Raw genomic sequence first — 20,426 nt, 5'->3', positions numbered from 1 at the left:
CCATCATAAGATCAAACAAAGCGCACTGAGTTTTATCAGTGCGCTTTACTTTTCTCACCAAAGTAAGTTATGAGAACCACCAACATACTACCCTCTTTTTTTACATTGCGTTTTCTACAACTTTGCCTGAGTTCTTTTTTATTCTTTGCCAGCTTCAATATGATTATACCCGAATTACCGGCATACTTGAGCAGTCTTGGTGGAGAGGATTACAAAGGTTTGATCATTTCACTATTTACCTTAACAGCTGGGCTTTCAAGACCCTTCAGCGGAAAACTGACAGATAAAATTGGCCGAGTCCCAGTCATGATCTTTGGCGCATCAGTCTGCCTCTTTGTAAGCTTACTCTACCCTTTGATTTCTGGAGTTGCAGGCTTTCTTTGCCTGAGGTTCTTCCATGGATTTTCTACTGGCTTTACCCCAACAGGAATTTCCGCCTATGTCGCCGATATTGTTCCTTTTAACAGAAGAGGAGAAGCCATGGGGCTACAATCCCTATTTAGCTCTTTGGGAATGGCCGCAGGCCCAGCCATGGGTGGATTCATTGCCGACCTTTATGGAATCACATCACTATTTTACGGATCATCTGTGGTGGCACTTATCGCCATTCTTTTATTGGTCAGATTAAAAGAAACTGTCGAGGACAAGGAAGCCTTTCACCTTAGCCAAATAAAGCTTAAAAAAGAGGAAATCTTTGAAAAAAGAGTGTTTGCACCTTGTTTTGTGTTGTTTTTCAGCTACCTCTCTTTCGGAATAGTCCTTACCATTATTCCGGACTTTTCAGAACACCTCAATATTAGCAATAAAGGAATTTTCTTTGCTGTTTTTACATTGAGTTCACTGATCATTAGAATTCTGGCAGGAAGAGCTTCCGACAAATATGGAAGAATTCCTGTTTTAAAAGCAGCCACACTTTGCTTGGCCTTAGCCATGATGGCTATTGCACTGAGTGAGTCCAAAGAAATGCTTTTATTATCAGGCATTCTTTTTGGGTTTGCCATCGGCATGACCTCTCCTACCATTGCTGCCTGGACCATTGACCTTTCTTTGCCAGAATTCCGAGGAAGAGGTTTAGCTACCATGTACATCGCCCTGGAAGCAGGAATTGGTATAGGGGCGCTTGCATCTGGCTGGATCTACGCCAATGAGCACCAAAACTTCCCTCTAGCTTTTATGATTGGCTGCACTGGTGCTTTGATCGCCATGCTTTTCCTTTTTGTCCAAAAAAGCAAAGCTGAGGCCTATGATCAAATCTAAGCTTGCTTACTTAACTTATTGATACATCGCTGATTTTCGAGTAAAGCATCAATATCCTGCTTCTCCCAGTTGTTTTTGATCTCCTTAAGGTTTGTCTCATAATTCTGTTTGAATTTCCTCCTATAAATGGCCTCAACAAACCTTCTTACATCCGTAGCTGTCTCCAAAATCAACTTTGGCACTTTGGTAGGTTTATCATCCTCCCCCTTGGCCACCATCGTAAAATAACAGGTATTGGTATGCTTGGTATGGGCGGTTTTGACATTTTCAGAAACCACCTTGATCCCAACAACCATAGAACTATTTCCAACATAATTTATAGACGCTTTCAACGACACTAGCTCTCCCACTTCCACAGGCTGAAGAAAATCCACAGTATCCACAGAGACTGTTACACAATAAGCCCCACTATGCTTGCTTGCCGTAGCATAAGCCACCTTATCCATCAAGGATAGTAAAATCCCCCCATGTATTTTCCCTCCAAAATTCGCGTAACTGGGGATCATCAATTCTGTAATAGTTGTTCTCGAAAAGGCCGAGGTTCTAGCCGGCTCTTGGTCTTTACTCATGACTTATCATTTTAAAACAGCAAATCTTAAGTGAATATAAAACAAAAAGGCAATACAAACCATTGTTGTACGCCTTTCTACATTCTCTTTATTACCCTAGAAACTTGATGAAGAAACAGCAAGGTCCTTCTTATTCATCAACCTCAAGCTCAACCGGTGGAACCTGTACAAAAGCAAGCCTCCTGTAATGGTCAATCCGATCAAAAGCCCATACCAAACTCCCTGTTCACCTTGCCCCCAATGAAAGGCCAGCATGTAGCCTAGCGGAAGCGCAATAACCCAATAAGCGACCAAGGTAAAAACAGTAGGCATTTTCACATCTGCCATTCCTCTCAAGGCACCAAGTCCAACCACCTGAATACCATCCGAAAGCTGAAAAACACCCGCTATAACCAGTAAACTAGCCGTCACTTCCACAACTTGAACATCATTGATATACAACAGCGGAAGGTAATTCCTCAAGCTTAGAAATATAATGGCAAAGAACAACATGAACACGGCCACCATACCGAATACTGTAAATCCAGCTTCACGAAGAGATTTTATATCATTTCTACCCAGCTGGTTTCCCACTCGAACCATCGCTGCAGCCGAAAGTCCAGAAGCCATCATGTAACTGATAGAGGCTAAATTGATGGCTATTTGATGGGCTGCAAGCGCATTCACCCCAATCCACCCCATCATAATTGCAGCGGAGCTAAAAGCCCCCACCTCAAAAATAAACTGGAAACCGGTTGGAATACCGATTTTCAGCATTTTGCTGACCATAGGAAAATATAGTTTCTTAAAGTCAAAATGAATTTTGTAAGGCTTAAATACTTTGGCATTCCAGACAAAATACCATATAATCAATGCCATCAGTACCCTAGAAATCAAAGTGGCCCAACCTGCGCCATTCAAACCCATAGGTTCAAAACCCAGGTTTCCATAAATTAATACCCAGTTCATAAATACATTCAGGCCATTACAAAGCACGGTAATCATCATGGCCTGCTTGGTTTGGCTCAAACCCTCAGCAAACTGCTTAAATGTTTGAAAGAACATAAATGGGATCAAAGACAAGGTTATGATCCCCAAAAAAGGAATGGCCAATTCAACGACTCCCTCAGGTTGATTCATATGCCTTAACAATGGCGCTGAAAAAACGATTAGCAAAAATAAAATCAGGCCGGTAAAAGCATTAATGGCAAAACCATGGTTAAAGATTCGGGTGATCTTTCTTGGCTTGCCTTCTCCATCTGCAGCAGCCACCAAAGGAGTAATAGCCATAGAAATCCCTGTCCCAAACATCATCACCACAAAAAAGATACTATTGGCCAAGGACGCAGCTGCCAAAGGCTCAGCCCCCAACCGACCAACCATCATACTATCGGCCACACCTACCATCACCTGCCCAAGTTGACTTAACATCACAGGGTAAGCCAAATGAAAAGTACGTGAAAAATGTTCCTTAAAATTTAATTGCTTCAACATAACACTTTTGCAGGAATTAATCCGACAAGCTTAAATACCTAAAATCCTGCCCACTTTTAACAAAACAGCGGAACTAATAACATCTGTAATTCCACCATCCAATACTTTTTGAATGGCCTCCTTTAAAGGCAGCTTAATCACTTTAATATCTTCTGTATCCTCAAACTCAGTCTCTCCCTCCATCAGATCCTCCGCTAAAAATGCAAAGCCTTCCTCATCCGTAACTGAATTTGATGTATGGAAACGCATAATCTCCGTCCATTTTCCCGCTGTCAGGCCTGTCTCTTCCTTCAATTCCCGCTTGGCACTATCCAAAAGTGCTTCCCCAATAGGCCCTCCCCCCTCGGGAATCTCCCAGCTGTATTCATCTATCGCATACCGATATTGTCCCACCAGCCAAGTATTCAGCTCCTTATCTACCGGAACAATAGCCATGGCCTTGTTTTTGAACTTTACTTTTCCATAAATCCCATCTGTACCTGCTGGAGTAATCACCTTATGCTCTTCCAGTTCTATCCATGGATTGGAATAAATGAGACGTTTTGATTTGGTTTTCCAAGGATTCTTTTCCATTGACATAGCGCTTAACAAAAAAAAGGGTGACTGTTTAAGCCACCCTTGATGAATTTATCTTCAGTATCTCTTAAACAGGGATCGGCAATACTTTGCTGTCCTTAAATGTAGAAAGAATAACCATAGACTGCATAGAGTCTACCTCTTTGATTTCACTTACTTTCTCAAGCATCAATTTTTGATAAGAAGTAATATCCTTAGAAATAATCTTAAGAATGAAATCTCCTGTACCTGTAATATGATGGCATTCAATAACTTCTGGAACAGCATTGATTTCCTTCATGAATGCATCGATATTCGCTTTGTTGTGACCAATAAGGCTTACCAAAACAAAGGTACTCACACCAAGACCGATTCTTTCAGGATCAAGCTTTGCATGGTAGCTCTTAATGATACCAGATTGCTCCAATTTCTTAACACGCTCCAAAGTAGGGGCAGGAGAAAGACCTATATCTTTTGAAAGTTGAGCGTTCGTAATTTTTGCGTTAGCCTGAAGAATTTCTAAGATCTTGCGATCAATTTTGTCGAATTTTACTTTTATGCTATTATCCATGTTATATAGTATTTGCAGAATTTTATGTCGTGCAAAGGTAATATAATTTCAAATTATTTTAAAACTATTTACAACAAAAAACGACCTTTAATACAAAATATTGTTAATTCATCCACTGAATATTTAGAACTTTTCATCTGATTAAATGCCTTTACCAACAAAAATTCAAATTTTCTCCTGAATCGTTCTTAAAGAAACGACCAATTCAAAGTTAAAGTTTATTCTTTTTCAAAAAATCTCTTGCTTCCTTATGAGCAGGGTGCTTTCTTTTGGCATATTTCTTCACTTTCTTCAGGTATTCCTCCGCTTCTTTCTTGTTATTTTCAGCAGCAGCTATTTTTCCCAAATGAAGTAATGCATACAAATAATACCCACTCTCTTGGCTTTCTGATTCTTCTCCGAAATCTATTGTTTGCCTGTAATATTTTTTTGCCTCATTCAAGTTATTCATACGGCTATAATACTGTGCGGTGAAAAACGCAGCGTACCGGCCGCTATTCGATTCATAACCCAACTGGCCTTCATCTATCCTCTTGAGAATCTCCAACGACTCATCCTTAGCTTGCTCTCCTCTACCCACAGCATACAACTGCCTGGCATAAAAACGGTGGAAATAGGGATTGTTTGGATATTTGTGATGTAAATATTCCGTAATCTGCAATGCCTCATAAGGCTTCCGTTCCTCGGAAGCATACAGTCTGAACAAAAAATACTGTGCTTCCACTCTTGCATAAAAGGCATTATTGGCCACTTCCTCCAATTGCCTTAAACCAAGTGCTTTATCTCCTTTAGGAAACAAAGCCATCACAGGCTTCATTAAAGGATAATTTTCCGGAATCCAAACGGAGAAGTAATTAAACAAAGCATCTCCCAAAAGTAGCTCAGGACTCAACTCTTCCTCCCCTTTACTCATTTCCATATATTTCAGAGCATTCTTACCTGACAAAGCTGTGGCTGTCCAACTCTCCCTTTCACTCAGCAGCCTCCCTTTAAAGCCATAGGCAGCCGCGAGAAAAAAGGCTGCTTCTTTATTATTTGGATCCTCGTCAAACATCACTTCAGCCTTTTCAATGGTCTCCTCCATAAACCTCAAGAAAATTGCATCATGTTTCTTATTTTCAATATCAGGGATAATTTTCCACCATTGGGCCAAGCCCATAAGAAAATAAGGCAAAGGATGCTCAGGATAGCTATATCTCATCACCGCAAAACCACGTTCGGCAGTTTCGAAGTCAAAATTATACATGCTATTGATTGCTTCCGTGATCCTAAACTGAAGCCCTTTATCCAGCAGCAAATACCCTGATTTTTTGGAAACATCAGCTGAATCTACCTGAGCCTGAATCCCAAACACTGCATTGGCCATAAGCACCAACACAAAAACTAAACATTTTGACAGCTGCATATAATTTCTTTTCAGCAAAATTACCACCTATTCACATTTTCCATATAAAATTTCGACAAATCTTTCCATCACCAATAGATTATAACGGTCAAAGACCATGATTCCTTGTTATGAACAGAAACTTTTTTGTGGTGGTGAATTAGTAAGTAAATGGAAACCCAAACATAGCAATTTAAGTTTCCGGTAATTGTTAAAAAACACAAAAAAATCACACAAACATTTTCATAAACTAAAATTAGCGTTTATCCAAATACGCTACATTTTTATCCAAAAATGGAAAATTTGTCGTTTTTTCGGCTCAAAACCGCTTTTAATGGGTCTTTAATTTTTATTAATGCAATAATTCCTGTATTCTCGTGTTAAAATAAAAAACCAACTAGATTTAACTAAAGTCCGATTAAAATGAAGAGAATCAGCCTAATAGCACTTTTCACCTGTTTTATTGCCACATCTACCACTTTCGCCCAGGAAACAGTAGTACAGGAAGCTCCAAAAAGCTCCCTTAATGGAGGCACTATCGAAAGTCAATTTGAATACTTAAACGATGCCTCCAACAACTATCAGGAATATAAAGTAGTTAAGAAAACAAATCTTGACAAAATCAAATCCAACATCCTTGATTCACTGAAAGTATTCAAAGATCAGATCGTTGAAAAAAACGCTAAAATCAACGAGCAAAATGCTGAAATCAAACAGTTGAATTCAGGAATTGAAAATACAAAGAACGAATTGAATACTGCTCTTGAAGCCAAAGACAGCTTCCCAATCTTGGGATTGCAGGTTTACAAGACCACTTATAGCACAATCATGTGGAGCGTGATTATAGCCTTGGGAATAGCATTGGCATTTTTTATTTTCAAGTACTCGAAAAGTCACAAAGTTATTTCCCAAACAAGAAAAGACCTTACAGAAACCAAAGATGAATTTGAAAACCATCGTAAAAACACCTTGGAAAGAGAGCGCAAGCTAAAGCGCCAGTTGGTTGATGAAATGAACAAAAAACAGGGAATAACTTCCTGAATCACATAAAAGGGGGATCAAACATTCCCCTTTTCCATTATAATACAGCTTCACTTTTTAAAATTGGTTAAATCCCCCTTATTTCCTGAATATTTTTTTATTTTCGCCTTTCACATTAGTGTACTGATATAACATGATTAATTACAGAAAAGTCAATAACCTAACGGGGTGGATTGTATTTTTAATAGCTACTCTGGTCTATATGTTGACCATTGAAGAAACAGCCAGTTTTTGGGATCCGGGAGAGTTTATAGCTGTTGCATATAAACTACAGGTACCACACCCTCCGGGGGCACCTTTCTTTCTGCTGACTTACCGAATGTTCTCATTTTTGGCCTTCGGTGACACATTGGAAATCGCTTACTGGATGAATGCTGGAAGTGCCTTGTTCTCCGGATTCACCATTCTCTTTCTTTTTTGGTCCATTACCTTGTTGGGACGCAAACTTTTCAAACTGGAAAAAGACAAAGAAAGTAAAGGACATACCATTGCCATCATGGGTGCCGGAATCATCGGTTCTTTGGTCTATACCTTTTCGGACAGCTTTTGGTTTTCGGCAGTTGAGTCTGAAGTGTATGCCATGTCATCCTTCTTTACAGCCATCGTTATTTGGGCTTTCCTTAAGTGGGATGTCATTGAGAACCCTAGAGATGAAAATCGCTATATGATTTTCATTGCATATCTGGTAGGGCTTTCCATTGGGGTTCACTTGTTGAACTTAGTTACCTTGCCAGCCCTAGCATTGGTGGTTTACTTTAAGAAATACAAATCTCCTAATCTTAAAGGAGCTGTTATTGCCTTCTTATTAGGCGGTGTAGCGCTTGTGATCATCAATAACATCATTATCCCGGGCTTGCCCAGCTTGGCGGGATCTCTGGAGATTTTCTTTGTCAATAGCCTAGGCTTACCATTTGGTTCTGGCATTATCGTTTTTATTGTTTTGATACTTGGTGGTTTGGTCGCAGCGATCTTGTACTCCATCAAAATGCAAAAAGCAATCTTAAATACAGTTTTGCTTTCTTTAACATTTATTTTGATTGGTTATGGCTCATATGCTTTGATCATTGTCAGATCAAATGCCAACCCTCCAATCAACGAAAACGCTCCGAAAGACATTATTAGCTTTGTAAGCTACTTGAAGCGTGAGCAGTATGGTTACAGGCCTTTACTTAAAGGTCAATATTTTACTGCAGAAGTTGAATCTCAGGAGGAAGGTGCACCAGTATATGCCAAAGGAGAGAGTAAATACGAAATCGTGGATTATGCAATCGAAACCATGTATGATCCTGAAAAGACCACTATCCTTCCTAGAATTTATTCGACTCAAGCCAACCATAAACAAATCTATCGCTCCAAATTAGGTTTGAGAGAAGGTGAGGAACCTACTTTTGCGGACAATATTTCCTTTATGCTTTCTCACCAATTAGGACATATGTATTGGAGGTATTTTATGTGGAACTTCTCTGGAAGAGAAAGTGACTATACAGATGCTCCTTGGATGGGAATTAGTGATCTTTTTGGAGACTATCCAGACTTTATCAAGGAAAACAAAGCACATAACAACTACCTCATGCTCCCTATACTATTAGGGATTATCGGTCTTTTCTTTCAGGCAAAATATGATGGGAAATCTTTTTGGCTGACAATGATGTTATTCCTAATGATGGGCGTAGTCTTGGTGCTTTACCTGAATTCCCCACCAATAGAACCTCGCGAACGTGACTATATCTACGTGGGTTCTTTCTATGCATTTGCCATTTGGATTGGCATGGGAGTTCTGGCCATTGCACATGCTATTGGTAAAATGAACAAGAATTTTGCGGTAGCGTCTATCATGGCCACATTGATTGGCTTCCCCGTTCCATTATTGATGGCCAGTCAAAATTGGGGCGACCACAATAGGTCTGACCGGTATTTCTCGGTAGATTCAGCCAGAAACTTCTTAGCTTCCTGCGAGGAAAATGCCATTCTATTTACAGGAGGAGACAATGATACTTTCCCGCTTTGGTACGTACAGGAGGTGGAAGGTTTCCGAACCGACGTAAGGGTAATCGTATTGAGTTACTTTGACACAGACTGGTATGTGGAACAAATGACCAGACCTATCAATGAATCAGCTGCCCTTCCTTTTTCCTTGGAAAGGAAGAATTTCAAACGCGGCACCAATGATGTACTGTATGTCAACGAAAGACAAGGGTTAAATGCCATTTCAGCCAAGGAATATTTAAGGCTATTGAAGAATGAAAGTGATTTACTCAAGATAGAAACTGGTTTCAAAAGCACCGTCTACCAAGTACCTTCAAGAAACCTGATTATGGAAATAGATTCTGCAGAGGTAATCAAAAAGGGTATCATTCCTGCTGGCATGGAAGATTTAGTCATCAGCCAGATGAACCTTCGGGTTAAAGGAAATTATATGACCAAAGGTAACCTGATGTTACTTGATCTCATTACCACAAATAACTGGGAACGTCCAATCTATTTTAACAATACTTCATTATCAACCATTGGCTTCGACCTGAAAAACCATGTGGTAATGGAAGGCTTGACTTATCGATTACTTCCGATCCAAAAACCAGAGAATGTTGAGGAATTTGTCAATACTGAACTAGCCTACAAAAATGTCATGGAAAAATTTGCGTTCCGTGGCATGAATAATCCTGACAATTATTTTGACGAAGAATATAGAAGGTTTACTTCCAATCACAGAAGTGTATTCAACAGCTTGACTACTGCTCTTTTAATGGAAGACAAATTGGAAATGGCTGCTGACATCCAAAAACTCAGTTTGGAGAAATTCCCTAATGAAGCCATTCCTTATGACTTGTCCAGTGGACAGTCTGTGCCCCTTCTCTTTGAAATGGGTGAAGATGACCTTGCATTAGACATCATAGAGAAGCTCTCAGAGAAATCTTTCCAAACTTTGGAATTCTATAGGGATCGTGGTAGGGCTATGGATCGAGAAGCCATGATTTCTTTGGAAATGATGCGATTCTTTGTTCCATTACTGCAAGAAAGAGGGTACGACGAGCTCGCTACCAAAGTCCAAAACAATTTGGACAAGGTATTGGGTCCAGGAACTTCCTCAAACGGAATATTGAGAAATAGAAAATAAACAAAAAGAGCGGCCATTTGGCCGCTCTTTTTGTTTGGTTATCTTCCAAGCTTCATATGTAAAATGGGATAAGGCTTTCCCATAGGGTCAAGCTCCGACCTACTTTTCACTTCAAACCCCAGGTGCTTATAGAAGCCCACAGCGGCTGTATTATCCTCATTGACATCTACCTTAGTAGCTTCTTTATTTTCTATCGCATATTTCATTAAGAGCTTTCCAATACCTATCCCCATAGCTTTGGGATGGACAAAAAGCATTTCCACTTTTTGGTCGGCAATCCCTATAAAACCTAAAATAGCCTTCTCCTTTTTACTTCTTACACAAGCCAACTTTACCAAACCAAGGTATTGATTAAGAATCAAAGGTTTAAAGTATTCGATATCCCCTTGGGAAAGAAAATCATGTGTAGCCCTGACAGATGCTTCCCAAACCGACACCAGTTCGGGATATTCTGAAACCTCTACCTGATCAACTTTAAAAAACATGGATACCTAAGCCTTCTTTTCCAAGATATAAAAAAGATCCAAGCCCTGATCAGGATGATCTGTCACCAAATAATCTTCATGATGAATGTTCGTAACAGATTGTCCACCCTGCTTATGCAGCTTATTTCTGTTCATACGATTCAAAATCTCATAAGGCATTCTCAGAATTGCCGCAGGAAGTTTGTGCTGAAGGTCAAAAATATCAAAACGCATGATTTTATTCACGGACTTTCTATTGGCCTCGTGATAGTCCCAAACTTTTTCATTTCCTCCAATTCCTTTAGCATTTACATTGTCAAAAATCTTTTCACAAAGATTTATCAATTCCTTGCCCGTGTATTCACGAACATGCCAAGGGTTCCTGCTTAGTGTATGACGAATATTGGGTGTAGAAATAATAGCTTGCCCACCCGGTTTCAACACCCGATAGATTTCTTCCAAAAACAAGCGATCATTTTCGATATGTTCTATCACCTGAAAACTCACTACTGTATCGTAATGATCAGATGGAACTGTACTTAAGGGAGGTATCACTGCTTGCTCAAATTGAACATCAGGGTATTTATTCTGAAGGTTTTGGATTACTTCACCAATTTTATCTATGCCATGATAGGAATTTACATTTCCTCGAAGCTCTTCCACTCCACGACCTTCTCCGCATCCTATTTCCAATAAATCCCCTTTTACCAGCGGCTTCGCTGCAATGTATGCCTTTAATAAACGTTGATGAATTGGGTTGTCACTTACCAACTTATCAGAGGCAATTTCCGTTGTATAGGTAGCCATTTAAAATTTTATTATTTTCAACAAAAATAAGGTTAATTTTTAAAACCGAATGATGATAAAGATAAAGACACTAAATTTAAAACTGCTCACTGTCCTCTCCCTGATGATATTGGGATCATGGACAGCAACCGCCCAAAGTAATCTTAAAAACATCAATCAAAACCTTCGGTATTCGAGGTATTCCCGCATTTCTCCCAAAATTATCCCAATCAAAACGGGAGAAAGATCTTTTAAATTGCAGATGCCTGTCGAGAAAATTGAGGAAAATGCCAATTTTGAAGACTATGCTTTTTCCTATGTCATTGTCAAAGACTTCAATGAAGAGATCAATGAGAAAAATATTGTCCCACTCACCACAGACAAACTAAAGTCAGATACGGATAGACATTTTTATTTTGAAGAAACGGTCACTATCCCAGAACGTCAGGAAATGGCTTTTGCTGTCATCATATGCAAAGACACCAGACAGGGTGACCAATATGTATATCATGCTGATCTGATCAGTCCCTTTATCGCTGACATTCCTTCATTTGGGGGCTATTATGCCAATGGTATTCCTTTTGACCAAAACTATATTAATAAAGGAGAAGCATTACTTTTTAAAAGTGACAAGACCTTAAACCTTTACAGCTATTATTATCCAATGGAGTTTGAAATACCACTTCCTCCAATGGAAACACGCCCTGCTCCAACTCCTAAGGACATCCGCGTAGTAGACAATGGTAACTTCCTGGTCAATGTTCCCCAACCATTTGATGACAATGGATATTATTTCATTCAGGCTGACACCACAGAACAAAGTGGTTTTATGGTCAAGACGACCTCAGATGCATTTCCAAATGTAGCAGACTATCAAGAAATGGTGGATATGTTGGTTTATATTTCTACCAGAAGTGAGCATGAGGCATTGAGAGAAGCTTCTGACAAAAAGAAGGCTTTGGATAAATATTGGCTCAACCTCACGAAAGACACTGAAAAAGCCCAAAATATCATTAGGGAATATTTCCGTCAAATAGAATTTGCCAACATCCTTTTCACTGATTTTAAAGAAGGTTGGAAAACGGACCGAGGGATGATCTATACCGTCATGGGGCCTCCCACAGGGGTATTCTTTGATGCGGACAAAGAAATCTGGATTTATGACAAATTAGGCAGTAATTCAAAAATTAGCTTTACCTTTGCCAGAATCAAGAATATTTTCACACCAAGTTACTACAAGTTGAACCGATCCAGGTCCTATCAACCTGAATGGTTCCAAAGCATCACACTATGGAGAAGCGGAAAGATGGCTTTCTAATCGAGAAAGGGACACACGAAAAAGACTTTATCTTTGGCACCAGAGCGGTTATGGAGGCGCTTCATGCCCACAAGGATATTGATAAGATCCTTGTGAACAAAGAGCTGAACAATGACCTGATCAAGGAGCTTTTGAGTGTAGCCAAGCAAGAACGTGTACCCGTGGTAAGGGTTCCTGATGCCAAGCTCAATAGGATCACTCGAAAAAACCACCAGGGAGTTGTTGCACACATGTCTGCCATTCAATATGCTTCTTTGGACAATGTCATTGAGGAATGCTATTCTAAAGGTGTAGATCCTTTGATTTTGGTATTGGACAGGATTACGGATGTGAGAAACTTTGGCGCCATTGCCAGAACAGCCGACTGTGCAGGTGTGCACGCTATTGTCATTCCTGAAAAAGGGGCAGCCCAAATCAACTCTGATGCAGTTAAAACTTCTGCTGGAGCCCTTAACTTCCTTCCTGTGTGTAGGGTAAGAAACCTATACTATACAGTGAAAGATCTCAAAAAAATGGGTTTGAATATTGTCAGCTGTACAGAAAAGACTGAGAGAGATATGTATGAAGCTGATTTCAAAGCTCCGACAGCCATCATTATGGGATCAGAAGAAGATGGTATATCAGATGAACTGATGGAGCTGAGCAACGAGTTTGTAAGAATTCCAATGGGAGGGAATATCGATAGTCTCAATGTTTCTGTAGCCTGTGGTGTTTTGATCTATGAGGTCATCAGGCAAAGAAAAGAAGCTTAAAAAGAAATAAATCATCAATAAAATCCCCTTGAAATAAATTTCAAGGGGATTTTATTTTTAATAGCACAAATGCATCTGAATATGATTTAGTCCATTAGTAAGTTGTACATAATGGAGCGAAGGACCTGCCGATTTAAGTCCACAGGAAAATTTTCCTGAAAAGCCATATCCTTCTTTCGGCACCCCAAAAAAGGAGTAATCCAACTTGCCATTCGCATTGGTATCGTGGAAAACTGCTACCATGTATTTTCCCTCAGGAAGGTGATCCAGCTTGAGGGGCAAACAGCTTTCGGAAACTTGTACTGTTTTCTCAAGAATAGGATTGGCATTTTCCTCATGCAGCATATCCTCATCATAAACCTGGACTTTAACATTTCCTCCCAATGCGATATCAAGGTTGTCTATGGTAATAACGGTGGTATTACCGGCTTCTTCCAATGGAAAAAGCAAGGCAATAAATAAGTAAACCAATTTCATTAATAGGTGATCAATTAAAGTAATTAAACAAGTTGATTATTGATAGCCAGACTTTTGGAACCAAATATCTGCTAAGTTGAAGTTGAGGGTGATACCATGGGTGACTTCTCTTGACAGTTGGGCGACCGTCCCTTTTTGCTCATATTGGTAGGCCAGGTTTATTCTTGTAAAACCTTGGATAGGAAAGCCAAAACCAATGCTCCCTCCTTTGCTTTCAACCGGGGAACCCTCTGACAGAATGTATCCCGTATCGTAAAACAAGCCCGCTGAAAAGTTCATTCTCTCCAGAAACTTAAACCCGTAGAAATTCGGCATATATTCTCCTCCAAGGCTGAATCTTTGGCTATTGGTATAATCCTCCCATTCAGACGGAAAAATTTTGTGGCTATAGTCAACTGCAATCAGCAAATTCTTGTTTTGAAAGGATATCCCTCCCTTGATCGCTGAGCCCAACAGCACATTATCATTCTTCTCCGGAATTTCATAAAGCACCGAATCGCTATCGTTGAGGTAAGCTAAGGAGGTGGTTGTCGATTTGAGGGTGGATGGTAGTTGGTAGCTGGCACCAATGGTAAGTTGTTTGCCTTCTTTTTTATAAGGGACAAACTGAATTCCAACATCTGCTCCTACCCCATTGTAATTATCCCGTTCATTCATCTTGAAGCTTTCTACGGTACCTTCCGTTACTAAATCTGTATTGTAGTAAGTCTCGTGATTGATATTGCCGAAAGCATAATATGGCCTTACACCCAATGTCACTCTCGGCAGCACGTCCAAAGCAAAATTCATGTAGATCTTATTGATATCCCCATAGCCAGAGATGTATTTATCAAAGGGAGTAGTAGAACCCTCGAAGTACGTTTTCTCTGCAAAACTGTAGTCCACACTACTCATGGGCATGATTCCGAGGGTCATGGCCGATTTCCTTCCTGTTCTGAACCAAAATGAGACTAAGCTTAAGTTGGTTCTATTGATGGTAATCTCCTCCGAAGAGGTTTTAATATTCATAAGTCTGTAATCCACTTGAGCATCCACCATGAAATTATAGGCACTTACACTGGTGGCTGAAGCAGGGTTAAGCTGGTTGAGAAAATAAGGTGATCTTACCGCTGTACCAACACCTCCAAGCCTGGCCGATTGTCCAAAGTTATCTTCAGACAATAATCCTATCCCATAAGAGGAATAAAGTGAGCCGTCCCCCCTTTGGGCAAACAGCTCACCACTAAAAATTAGAAAACAAACACTGCAACAAAATATATTTATGATAGCACGCATCTTTAACTTTTTCCCGCAAGGTATATAACAGACACATCAGCCAATGATTTTATAGACCAACAGTCAAATTTCCACGACAAGCTGAAAAACCAATAGACCAAAGCTGCTTTTCTAGCTCCCACTACTCTCAGGCACAAAAAGAGCAATAGTGCTTGTTCGTCGACAAAAAAGCTGGTTAAATCTATTTTAAAAATTGAGGAAGCTCATTTTTGCTTGTTTTGTCAACGATACTAATTAATCAATCTGATTACCCATAATTAGCGTGTTGAAGCGCCTTTTACTTATGCCAAATAAATACCTATTGTTGTTTCTATTCGTTTCTGCATTGCTTACGGGTTGTTTCGAGAATGATACCTTGACAGAACCTCAAATAGTAACAGATGGAGAGACATTAGACTTAAGGCTATTCGAATATACAGACTTAGACCTGTACACTTATTTCAATGACTCTTTGGTTACCAATACCCTCAGCACATTCACCCTGGGCCATCACCAAGATAATTATCGAGGAACGATCAACGCTTCACCTTATCTCCAATTTGGCATCACCAGCAGTACCCAAGTAGAGGATGCGGCCAAACTGGACTCTACCGTTTTGGTCTTATTCTATGAAACTTACCATTATGATACGCTGCCAGGCTTTGATGTAAATGTGCACGAGCTTTTGGAAGAATTGGAAGTAGATGATGATGACAATATCTACAGCTATCAATCCTTCGATTATAATGATACTCCTATTGCCACTCAGGCGATGCGAGTGGTCCCTCATAGAGATTCACTGACCATCACGCTCCCTCAAGATTTTAGTCAAATGTTGTTTGAGCAGGGAAAAGGAAAGAACTCCATTTTTGAGTCTACTGATGATTTAGAGGAAGTTTTCAAAGGTCTTGTTCTGCAAACCTTGGACAACAGCCCTCTGGTTAGTTTTACCGAATCTTCTTATATCGGTTTCTACTACCGTATCCCGAGTGATTTGGATGAAGGAAACAAAATTCTAAAGCTCTCTGTGGAAAATGGATCCGGAAAATTCACCCATCTGGACATTGATAGAAGCTCTCAATTTTATACTTCAACTGAAACCTATCAAAATATCCCTATTGATGAATCCAATGGAGTGGTCATGGCTGATCAGATTATGGGAGCCTCCATTCGGATGGAGCTCCCCAATATCCATGAACTATTGGAAATAGCGGATGATTATTTTATCACTTCAGCCAGTTTGAGACTCCCATTGAAACCCAACACCTATGACAGGTACTTCAATACACCAATCACAACTGTTAATGTTTGGATTGTAGATAAAAAGAACCTCTTTCTCTACAACCTTGGCAGTGCCACACTCACCTCTTGGGACGAGCAATTTCAGGAAAAGACATACTATGAGATTCCTATAAAGGAATTTATTGACTATAAACTTGGCCAAGACATTCATAATGAAGATGCACTATGGATAAGTGTCCCTAGTTCTACAGGAATCACAACAAGTGGCCTGATGCTTTCGAGTATCTCTGACGAACAAAAAATAAAAATAGATATCACATTTCTTCCATTAAATTAATGAACAATGCTTAGAGTAAAATTATTAAACATTTTCCTTTCCCTGATGGGGATATTACTGATTGCCTCATGCGTTAGCGATGAGGAAGAAACCTCAGAAGGAAACTGGGTAAGGAGGTCCTATTTTGATGGTGACAACAGATCCAACGCTGCCTCTTTTTCCATTGGTGACCGAGCTTTCATCATGGGAGGGTACACTGGCGACGACTACCTCAATGATGTATGGGAATATAACGCCCAAGGCGATTATTGGGAGAAAAAAGGAGACTTCCCTGGTAAGGCCAGAAGCAATGCAGTCGCTTTTTCCATTGATGGAAAAGGATATGTAGGGACCGGCTATGACGGCACAGACAAGCTCAAGGATTTTTGGGAGTATGACCCGGAATCTGACACTTGGAAAGAAGTAGCTTCCTTTGGTGGAACAGCACGATATGATGCGGTAGGGTTCTCATTGGTGGGCAAAGGCTATATCGGAACAGGTTATGATGGCAGTGAGCAAAAAGACTTCTGGCAGTACGACCCTGATAACAACTCATGGGTGCAGATTATTAGTATGGGTGGTGCGAAACGCCAAGGCGCTGCTGCTTTTGTGATAGATGATATTGCGTATATTGGCACCGGTATCAACAACGGCTCCTATGAGTTTGACCTTTGGGCTCTTGATGGCAACACTTTAGAATGGACCCAAAAAGAAGACCTTGACTATGATGACGATTATCTGATTTACAGATCCAATGCCTGCGCATTTACGATTGGAGCTTATGGATACCTCACGGTGGGTAGCCGAGGTTCTATTATCGGTAGCACATGGGAATATAGACCTAACACAGATACTTGGCACGAAAAAACTGATTTTGAAGGTACATTTAGGACCGGGGCTTCAGCCTTCTCTGTCAACAATGAAAGAGCCTATGTGCTTTTAGGCAAAAGCTCCAGCCTAAGGTTTGATGATATTTGGGAACTGGAACCGTTTGTTGACTATGACGAAGAGGATTAATGTAACAACAGCATGCTAAAGATCAAACAGCGGAATTTCTTAAAAACTATAATTCATATTTTAATACTGGGGATAATTTTATCCCCAGCTTTTTCTTTTATCATTGATGAGCACAGCAGACCCTTTTCCCTCTTCTACTTCAGCATCACCAATATCAGCATCATTCTTTTTTACCTGATCAATGTAATTTGGCTTGTTCCCTATTACATCCTCAAAAGGAAATACCTTCACTACACGATATTTCTTCTGGTTTTCATGGCCATATTTATTGGGCTACAACATTACTTTCGCGAAATACCTCCCGAATTTGCTAATATTCCAGAGAGAAAAGGCTTGGGCAGGTCCAATTTTCATTTCCTTTTATTCAACCCATCTTTATTCAAGTTCTTTATGATCATGGGGCTCGGGACCTCTATAGAATTGATCCTTCAGTTTGAGGAGCAGAAAAAGAAATTCGAAGAGCTTGAAAAACAAAAAATCATCAAGGAGTTAAACTTTCTTAAAAACCAGCTAAATCCGCACTTTTTGTTCAATGCATTGAATAATATTTATTCTCTTGCAAGAAAAAAATCGGAAGACACCACTCCTGCCATCCTCTTGCTTTCAGACATGCTTCGCTATGTACTCTATGAATCAGGCAAAGATAAGGTGACTTTAGGACAGGAAGTGGCGTTTATCAAAAACTATGTGAATTTGGAAAAGTTAAAGTACAGTCCAGAAAGTGCCCCCAAGATCAGTTACTCTTTTTCCATTACCAATGATAGCCTCCCTATAGAGCCTTTATTATTTGTAACATTGATTGAAAACGCTTTCAAACACGGGATCAGTTATTTATCTCCTTCCTTTATCATGATTGCCATTAAAGAAAATGATGAGGAAATCATGCTTTCCGTCATCAACAGTGTGGGGAGGCAAAAGGACGGAATCTACACCAACAACAATCCTGAAGGAGTCGGTATTAACAACTTAAGAAAACGAATGGAGCTGTTGTACCCCGACAGACATAGTTTCAAACAGCTCTATGAAAACAGTACTTTTAAGAGCTTCCTAACCATCAAGAAATGAAAACCAACTGTATCATCATAGACGATGAGGCCCTAGCCTTGGATATTTTGGAAGATTATATTTCCAAAATTCCCATGCTCGAACTTGTAGGAAAATTTGATTCTGCCATTAAAGCCATGGATTGTATCATGAGGCAAAAAGTAGATTTGGTTTTTCTTGACATCAATATGCCTGACATCAATGGTATCAAGTTTTATGAAGGGCTGCCTGTCAAGCCCAAGGTGATTTTCACTACTGCTTATAGTGAATATGCCGTCAAAGGATTTGAAATCAACGCTGTAGATTACCTATTAAAGCCCATCAGTTTTGATCGCTTCTTCCAGGCAGTAAGCAAAACCTTCAACGTAACCTCCTCATCCACTTCCATCATTCAGTCAAATCAACAAACGGAGGCTTCCATTAAGGAAAGCCAGGGGTTTATTTTTGTGAAGGTAGAACACAGTACCGTTAAAATTAACCTAAAGGAAATTTCCTATTTTGAGGGATACAAAGACTATGTAAAAATTCATCTCATCCATGAAGAAAAACCCATTCTTACGCTTAACTCCATCAAGCATTATGAAATGAGTCTTTTCTCCAAAGGCTTTATCAGGATCCACAAATCGTATGTGGTTTCCATTGATCAGATTGAAAATATCAGCAGGAACAAGGTAAAACTGAATAATAAGGAAGTCTTTATCACCATTGGAGAAAGCTATAAGGATTTCTTCTATGAGTTGGTGGTCAAGAAAAACCTATAGGAAGCGCATAAAAAAAAGCACCAGTTAAAAACCGGTGCTTTTCGTCATGAATAAAAAGAAACTACTACTCCTCTACTATTTCGTTTCCTTCTGCATCATACTCTTTAGTGATGCTTTCCTCTTCCATTCCAAATTTGACTTTATAAGTCACATTACCTTCCGCGTCTGTCAATTGGTAGGCTTTGGAAATGGTTAAGTCCTTGGTCTCGTCATTCTCCGCAACGCTATCTTTAATTGCTTGAGGAAGATCCTCTGGAGCGATTTCGATCTTATCTTGAAATGCTTTAATCACATTCAACTGTGGCATTAGGACAGAGGCCTGAGCCCCTGCCACTGTAAATGCACATAGGGCAAATATTAAAGCTAACTTTTTCATAATAATAGTTATAGTGGTTTAGTGCTCATTAATGTTCAATAACATTTCCATCACTGTCAATTGACACCATTAGCTCCTCACTATCTTCTGTTTTGAAAGTCAGGTCATAGTAGACCTTTTCTCCAATAGTAATCTTAGAAGCCTTCTGCATTTCCATCAAAGACAGTAAAGAGTCTTCTTTAATTTTCTTTGTCACTGCTTCAGGAAGTTCTTCAAAAGACACCTCCATTTGTTCAACTTCTTCTGATGGTGTCTGCAATTCACTCACTCCATCTATATCGGGCATCGACTCCATCGTTTCATTGGCCACTGCATCATTCCCCTTTTCCTCTTCACTTTGTTGCCCTCCACAGGAAGTGATCATGCAGATGGGAACAATCATTAAATACAATAGCTTCTTCATTTGTCTATCTTTTTAGGTTGGTAAAAGATACTTGCTGGTCTCGCTTCTATAGCCGTTCTGTAATTCGATTCTCCAAGTTGGCTTTTGATACTATAACCTACTAACCCAACTAAGACCAAAATCACAAAACTGATAATCGTTAACATGACCAAAACCAATTTTCTAAACTCACTCATTCAATCTCACTTGTTTGATTTATATTGGATCACAAGTCATGCCATTAGAAAAAAGTGACCTCATTGGTCGTCTGA

At 39.7% G+C, this 20,426-nt stretch carries 21 protein-coding genes; 9 read left to right on the top strand and 12 right to left on the bottom strand.

The features are described 5' to 3' along the window. The first annotated feature begins 69 nt into the window (after nucleotides 1-69). Complete coding sequence (locus JL001_RS10720) at nucleotides 70-1,257, top strand: MFS transporter (protein WP_200976078.1); 1,188 nt, start codon at nucleotides 70-72, stop codon at nucleotides 1,255-1,257. Here JL001_RS10720 and JL001_RS10715 read toward each other — a convergent pair. The 5 genes from JL001_RS10715 to JL001_RS10695 form a co-directional block, all read right to left on the bottom strand. Continuing rightward, entirely contained in the window at nucleotides 1,254-1,826 is a 573-nt protein-coding gene (locus JL001_RS10715) for an acyl-CoA thioesterase (RefSeq protein ID WP_200976077.1), read from the bottom strand. The genes JL001_RS10720 and JL001_RS10715 overlap by 4 nt on opposite strands. A 96-nt stretch (nucleotides 1,827-1,922) precedes the next feature. Continuing rightward, nucleotides 1,923-3,299 (bottom strand): MATE family efflux transporter, encoded by a 1,377-nt coding sequence (locus JL001_RS10710; protein WP_200976076.1) that lies wholly within the window; start codon nucleotides 3,297-3,299, stop codon nucleotides 1,923-1,925. Nucleotides 3,300-3,329: 30 nt separating this feature from the next. Next, on the bottom strand, nucleotides 3,330-3,872 hold the full coding sequence (locus JL001_RS10705; RefSeq protein WP_200976075.1) for an NUDIX hydrolase: 543 nt from the start codon (nucleotides 3,870-3,872) through the stop codon (nucleotides 3,330-3,332). A 70-nt stretch (nucleotides 3,873-3,942) separates the two neighbouring features. After that, complete coding sequence (locus JL001_RS10700; protein WP_192008142.1) at nucleotides 3,943-4,425, bottom strand: Lrp/AsnC family transcriptional regulator; 483 nt, start codon at nucleotides 4,423-4,425, stop codon at nucleotides 3,943-3,945. A 211-nt stretch (nucleotides 4,426-4,636) separates the two neighbouring features. Continuing rightward, nucleotides 4,637-5,791: a tetratricopeptide repeat protein gene (locus JL001_RS10695; protein WP_370567408.1), complete on the bottom strand. Its 1,155-nt coding sequence runs from the start codon at nucleotides 5,789-5,791 to the stop codon at nucleotides 4,637-4,639. Between the two features lie 441 nt (nucleotides 5,792-6,232). On the opposite strand from JL001_RS10695, the gene JL001_RS10690 reads away from it, so the two are divergent. Both JL001_RS10690 and JL001_RS10685 read left to right on the top strand, forming a co-directional pair. Continuing rightward, nucleotides 6,233-6,850, top strand: a complete 618-nt coding sequence (locus JL001_RS10690) for a hypothetical protein (protein WP_200976073.1) — start codon at nucleotides 6,233-6,235, stop codon at nucleotides 6,848-6,850. 133 nt (nucleotides 6,851-6,983) lie between these two features. Beyond that, nucleotides 6,984-9,965, top strand: a complete 2,982-nt coding sequence (locus JL001_RS10685; protein ID WP_200976072.1) for a DUF2723 domain-containing protein — start codon at nucleotides 6,984-6,986, stop codon at nucleotides 9,963-9,965. Nucleotides 9,966-10,003: 38 nt separating this feature from the next. Here the strand turns inward: JL001_RS10685 and JL001_RS10680 are convergent, their stop codons facing one another. Both JL001_RS10680 and JL001_RS10675 read right to left on the bottom strand, forming a co-directional pair. Continuing rightward, nucleotides 10,004-10,450, bottom strand: coding sequence for a GNAT family N-acetyltransferase (locus tag JL001_RS10680; protein ID WP_200976071.1), 447 nt, complete (start codon nucleotides 10,448-10,450; stop codon nucleotides 10,004-10,006). A 6-nt stretch (nucleotides 10,451-10,456) separates the two neighbouring features. Beyond that, nucleotides 10,457-11,236: a bifunctional 2-polyprenyl-6-hydroxyphenol methylase/3-demethylubiquinol 3-O-methyltransferase UbiG gene (locus tag JL001_RS10675; protein WP_200976070.1), complete on the bottom strand. Its 780-nt coding sequence runs from the start codon at nucleotides 11,234-11,236 to the stop codon at nucleotides 10,457-10,459. A gap of 49 nt (nucleotides 11,237-11,285) precedes the next feature. On the opposite strand from JL001_RS10675, the gene JL001_RS10670 reads away from it, so the two are divergent. Together JL001_RS10670 and rlmB are read left to right on the top strand one after the other, a co-directional pair. After that, nucleotides 11,286-12,533: a GWxTD domain-containing protein gene (locus JL001_RS10670; RefSeq protein ID WP_236252776.1), complete on the top strand. Its 1,248-nt coding sequence runs from the start codon at nucleotides 11,286-11,288 to the stop codon at nucleotides 12,531-12,533. Further along, the gene (gene rlmB, locus JL001_RS10665) at nucleotides 12,506-13,285 is read left to right on the top strand and encodes a 23S rRNA (guanosine(2251)-2'-O)-methyltransferase RlmB (protein ID WP_200976069.1); all 780 of its coding nucleotides are present in this window, start codon (nucleotides 12,506-12,508) and stop codon (nucleotides 13,283-13,285) included. Before JL001_RS10670 ends, rlmB begins: the two co-directional genes overlap by 28 nt. A 57-nt stretch (nucleotides 13,286-13,342) precedes the next feature. Here the strand turns inward: rlmB and JL001_RS10660 are convergent, their stop codons facing one another. Both JL001_RS10660 and JL001_RS10655 read right to left on the bottom strand, forming a co-directional pair. Beyond that, entirely contained in the window at nucleotides 13,343-13,762 is a 420-nt protein-coding gene (locus JL001_RS10660) for a DUF2141 domain-containing protein (RefSeq protein WP_200976068.1), read from the bottom strand. A 36-nt stretch (nucleotides 13,763-13,798) separates the two neighbouring features. Further along, nucleotides 13,799-15,037: a hypothetical protein gene (locus JL001_RS10655; protein ID WP_200976067.1), complete on the bottom strand. Its 1,239-nt coding sequence runs from the start codon at nucleotides 15,035-15,037 to the stop codon at nucleotides 13,799-13,801. A gap of 283 nt (nucleotides 15,038-15,320) precedes the next feature. Here JL001_RS10655 and JL001_RS10650 point away from each other — a divergent pair, with 283 nt between their 5' ends. Genes JL001_RS10650 through JL001_RS10635 form a run of 4 tightly spaced genes read left to right on the top strand, consistent with a single transcriptional unit; the run spans nucleotide 15,321 to nucleotide 19,396 of the window. After that, nucleotides 15,321-16,595, top strand: coding sequence for a DUF4270 family protein (locus tag JL001_RS10650; RefSeq protein WP_200976066.1), 1,275 nt, complete (start codon nucleotides 15,321-15,323; stop codon nucleotides 16,593-16,595). 6 nt (nucleotides 16,596-16,601) lie between these two features. After that, nucleotides 16,602-17,591, top strand: a complete 990-nt coding sequence (locus JL001_RS10645; RefSeq protein ID WP_200976065.1) for a kelch repeat-containing protein — start codon at nucleotides 16,602-16,604, stop codon at nucleotides 17,589-17,591. A 12-nt stretch (nucleotides 17,592-17,603) separates the two neighbouring features. After that, nucleotides 17,604-18,656 (top strand): sensor histidine kinase, encoded by a 1,053-nt coding sequence (locus JL001_RS10640; protein ID WP_200976064.1) that lies wholly within the window; start codon nucleotides 17,604-17,606, stop codon nucleotides 18,654-18,656. Next, nucleotides 18,653-19,396: a LytTR family DNA-binding domain-containing protein gene (locus tag JL001_RS10635; protein WP_200976063.1), complete on the top strand. Its 744-nt coding sequence runs from the start codon at nucleotides 18,653-18,655 to the stop codon at nucleotides 19,394-19,396. Before JL001_RS10640 ends, JL001_RS10635 begins: the two co-directional genes overlap by 4 nt. 64 nt (nucleotides 19,397-19,460) lie before the next feature. Here the strand turns inward: JL001_RS10635 and JL001_RS10630 are convergent, their stop codons facing one another. The 3 genes from JL001_RS10630 to JL001_RS10620 are packed head-to-tail and all read right to left on the bottom strand — an operon-like array spanning nucleotide 19,461 to nucleotide 20,351. Continuing rightward, nucleotides 19,461-19,772: a hypothetical protein gene (locus tag JL001_RS10630; RefSeq protein ID WP_200976062.1), complete on the bottom strand. Its 312-nt coding sequence runs from the start codon at nucleotides 19,770-19,772 to the stop codon at nucleotides 19,461-19,463. A 28-nt stretch (nucleotides 19,773-19,800) separates the two neighbouring features. After that, the gene (locus tag JL001_RS10625) at nucleotides 19,801-20,175 is read right to left on the bottom strand and encodes a hypothetical protein (protein ID WP_200976061.1); all 375 of its coding nucleotides are present in this window, start codon (nucleotides 20,173-20,175) and stop codon (nucleotides 19,801-19,803) included. After that, entirely contained in the window at nucleotides 20,172-20,351 is a 180-nt protein-coding gene (locus JL001_RS10620) for a hypothetical protein (RefSeq protein WP_200976060.1), read from the bottom strand. The genes JL001_RS10625 and JL001_RS10620 overlap by 4 nt, the downstream gene beginning before the upstream one ends. Nucleotides 20,352-20,426: the final 75 nt, after the last annotated feature.

Origin of the sequence: Echinicola sp. 20G (assembly GCF_015533855.1) — a bacterium.
Taxonomy (GTDB): Bacteria; Bacteroidota; Bacteroidia; order Cytophagales; family Cyclobacteriaceae; genus Echinicola.
The sequence above is the reverse complement of the archived record's forward strand: the minus strand, read 5'-3'. Positions and strand labels throughout refer to the sequence as shown.

What these genes read in the sequence shown, in the direction of transcription:
- JL001_RS10655 (WP_200976067.1), bottom strand. Translation starts at nt 15,037, where the DNA reads ATGCGTGCTATCATAAATATATTTTGTTGCAGTGTTTGTTTTCTAATT.
- JL001_RS10660 (WP_200976068.1), bottom strand. Translation starts at nt 13,762, where the DNA reads ATGAAATTGGTTTACTTATTTATTGCCTTGCTTTTTCCATTGGAAGAA.
- JL001_RS10700 (WP_192008142.1), bottom strand. Translation starts at nt 4,425, where the DNA reads ATGGATAATAGCATAAAAGTAAAATTCGACAAAATTGATCGCAAGATC.
- JL001_RS10695 (WP_370567408.1), bottom strand. Translation starts at nt 5,791, where the DNA reads ATGGCCAATGCAGTGTTTGGGATTCAGGCTCAGGTAGATTCAGCTGAT.
- JL001_RS10625 (WP_200976061.1), bottom strand. Translation starts at nt 20,175, where the DNA reads ATGAAGAAGCTATTGTATTTAATGATTGTTCCCATCTGCATGATCACT.
- rlmB (WP_200976069.1), top strand. Translation starts at nt 12,506, where the DNA reads ATGGAGAAGCGGAAAGATGGCTTTCTAATCGAGAAAGGGACACACGAA.
- JL001_RS10690 (WP_200976073.1), top strand. Translation starts at nt 6,233, where the DNA reads ATGAAGAGAATCAGCCTAATAGCACTTTTCACCTGTTTTATTGCCACA.
- JL001_RS10650 (WP_200976066.1), top strand. Translation starts at nt 15,321, where the DNA reads ATGCCAAATAAATACCTATTGTTGTTTCTATTCGTTTCTGCATTGCTT.
- JL001_RS10705 (WP_200976075.1), bottom strand. Translation starts at nt 3,872, where the DNA reads ATGGAAAAGAATCCTTGGAAAACCAAATCAAAACGTCTCATTTATTCC.
- JL001_RS10670 (WP_236252776.1), top strand. Translation starts at nt 11,286, where the DNA reads ATGATGATAAAGATAAAGACACTAAATTTAAAACTGCTCACTGTCCTC.
- JL001_RS10710 (WP_200976076.1), bottom strand. Translation starts at nt 3,299, where the DNA reads ATGTTGAAGCAATTAAATTTTAAGGAACATTTTTCACGTACTTTTCAT.
- JL001_RS10675 (WP_200976070.1), bottom strand. Translation starts at nt 11,236, where the DNA reads ATGGCTACCTATACAACGGAAATTGCCTCTGATAAGTTGGTAAGTGAC.
- JL001_RS10620 (WP_200976060.1), bottom strand. Translation starts at nt 20,351, where the DNA reads ATGAGTGAGTTTAGAAAATTGGTTTTGGTCATGTTAACGATTATCAGT.
- JL001_RS10715 (WP_200976077.1), bottom strand. Translation starts at nt 1,826, where the DNA reads ATGAGTAAAGACCAAGAGCCGGCTAGAACCTCGGCCTTTTCGAGAACA.
- JL001_RS10645 (WP_200976065.1), top strand. Translation starts at nt 16,602, where the DNA reads ATGCTTAGAGTAAAATTATTAAACATTTTCCTTTCCCTGATGGGGATA.
- JL001_RS10640 (WP_200976064.1), top strand. Translation starts at nt 17,604, where the DNA reads ATGCTAAAGATCAAACAGCGGAATTTCTTAAAAACTATAATTCATATT.
- JL001_RS10630 (WP_200976062.1), bottom strand. Translation starts at nt 19,772, where the DNA reads ATGAAAAAGTTAGCTTTAATATTTGCCCTATGTGCATTTACAGTGGCA.
- JL001_RS10685 (WP_200976072.1), top strand. Translation starts at nt 6,984, where the DNA reads ATGATTAATTACAGAAAAGTCAATAACCTAACGGGGTGGATTGTATTT.
- JL001_RS10635 (WP_200976063.1), top strand. Translation starts at nt 18,653, where the DNA reads ATGAAAACCAACTGTATCATCATAGACGATGAGGCCCTAGCCTTGGAT.
- JL001_RS10720 (WP_200976078.1), top strand. Translation starts at nt 70, where the DNA reads ATGAGAACCACCAACATACTACCCTCTTTTTTTACATTGCGTTTTCTA.
- JL001_RS10680 (WP_200976071.1), bottom strand. Translation starts at nt 10,450, where the DNA reads ATGTTTTTTAAAGTTGATCAGGTAGAGGTTTCAGAATATCCCGAACTG.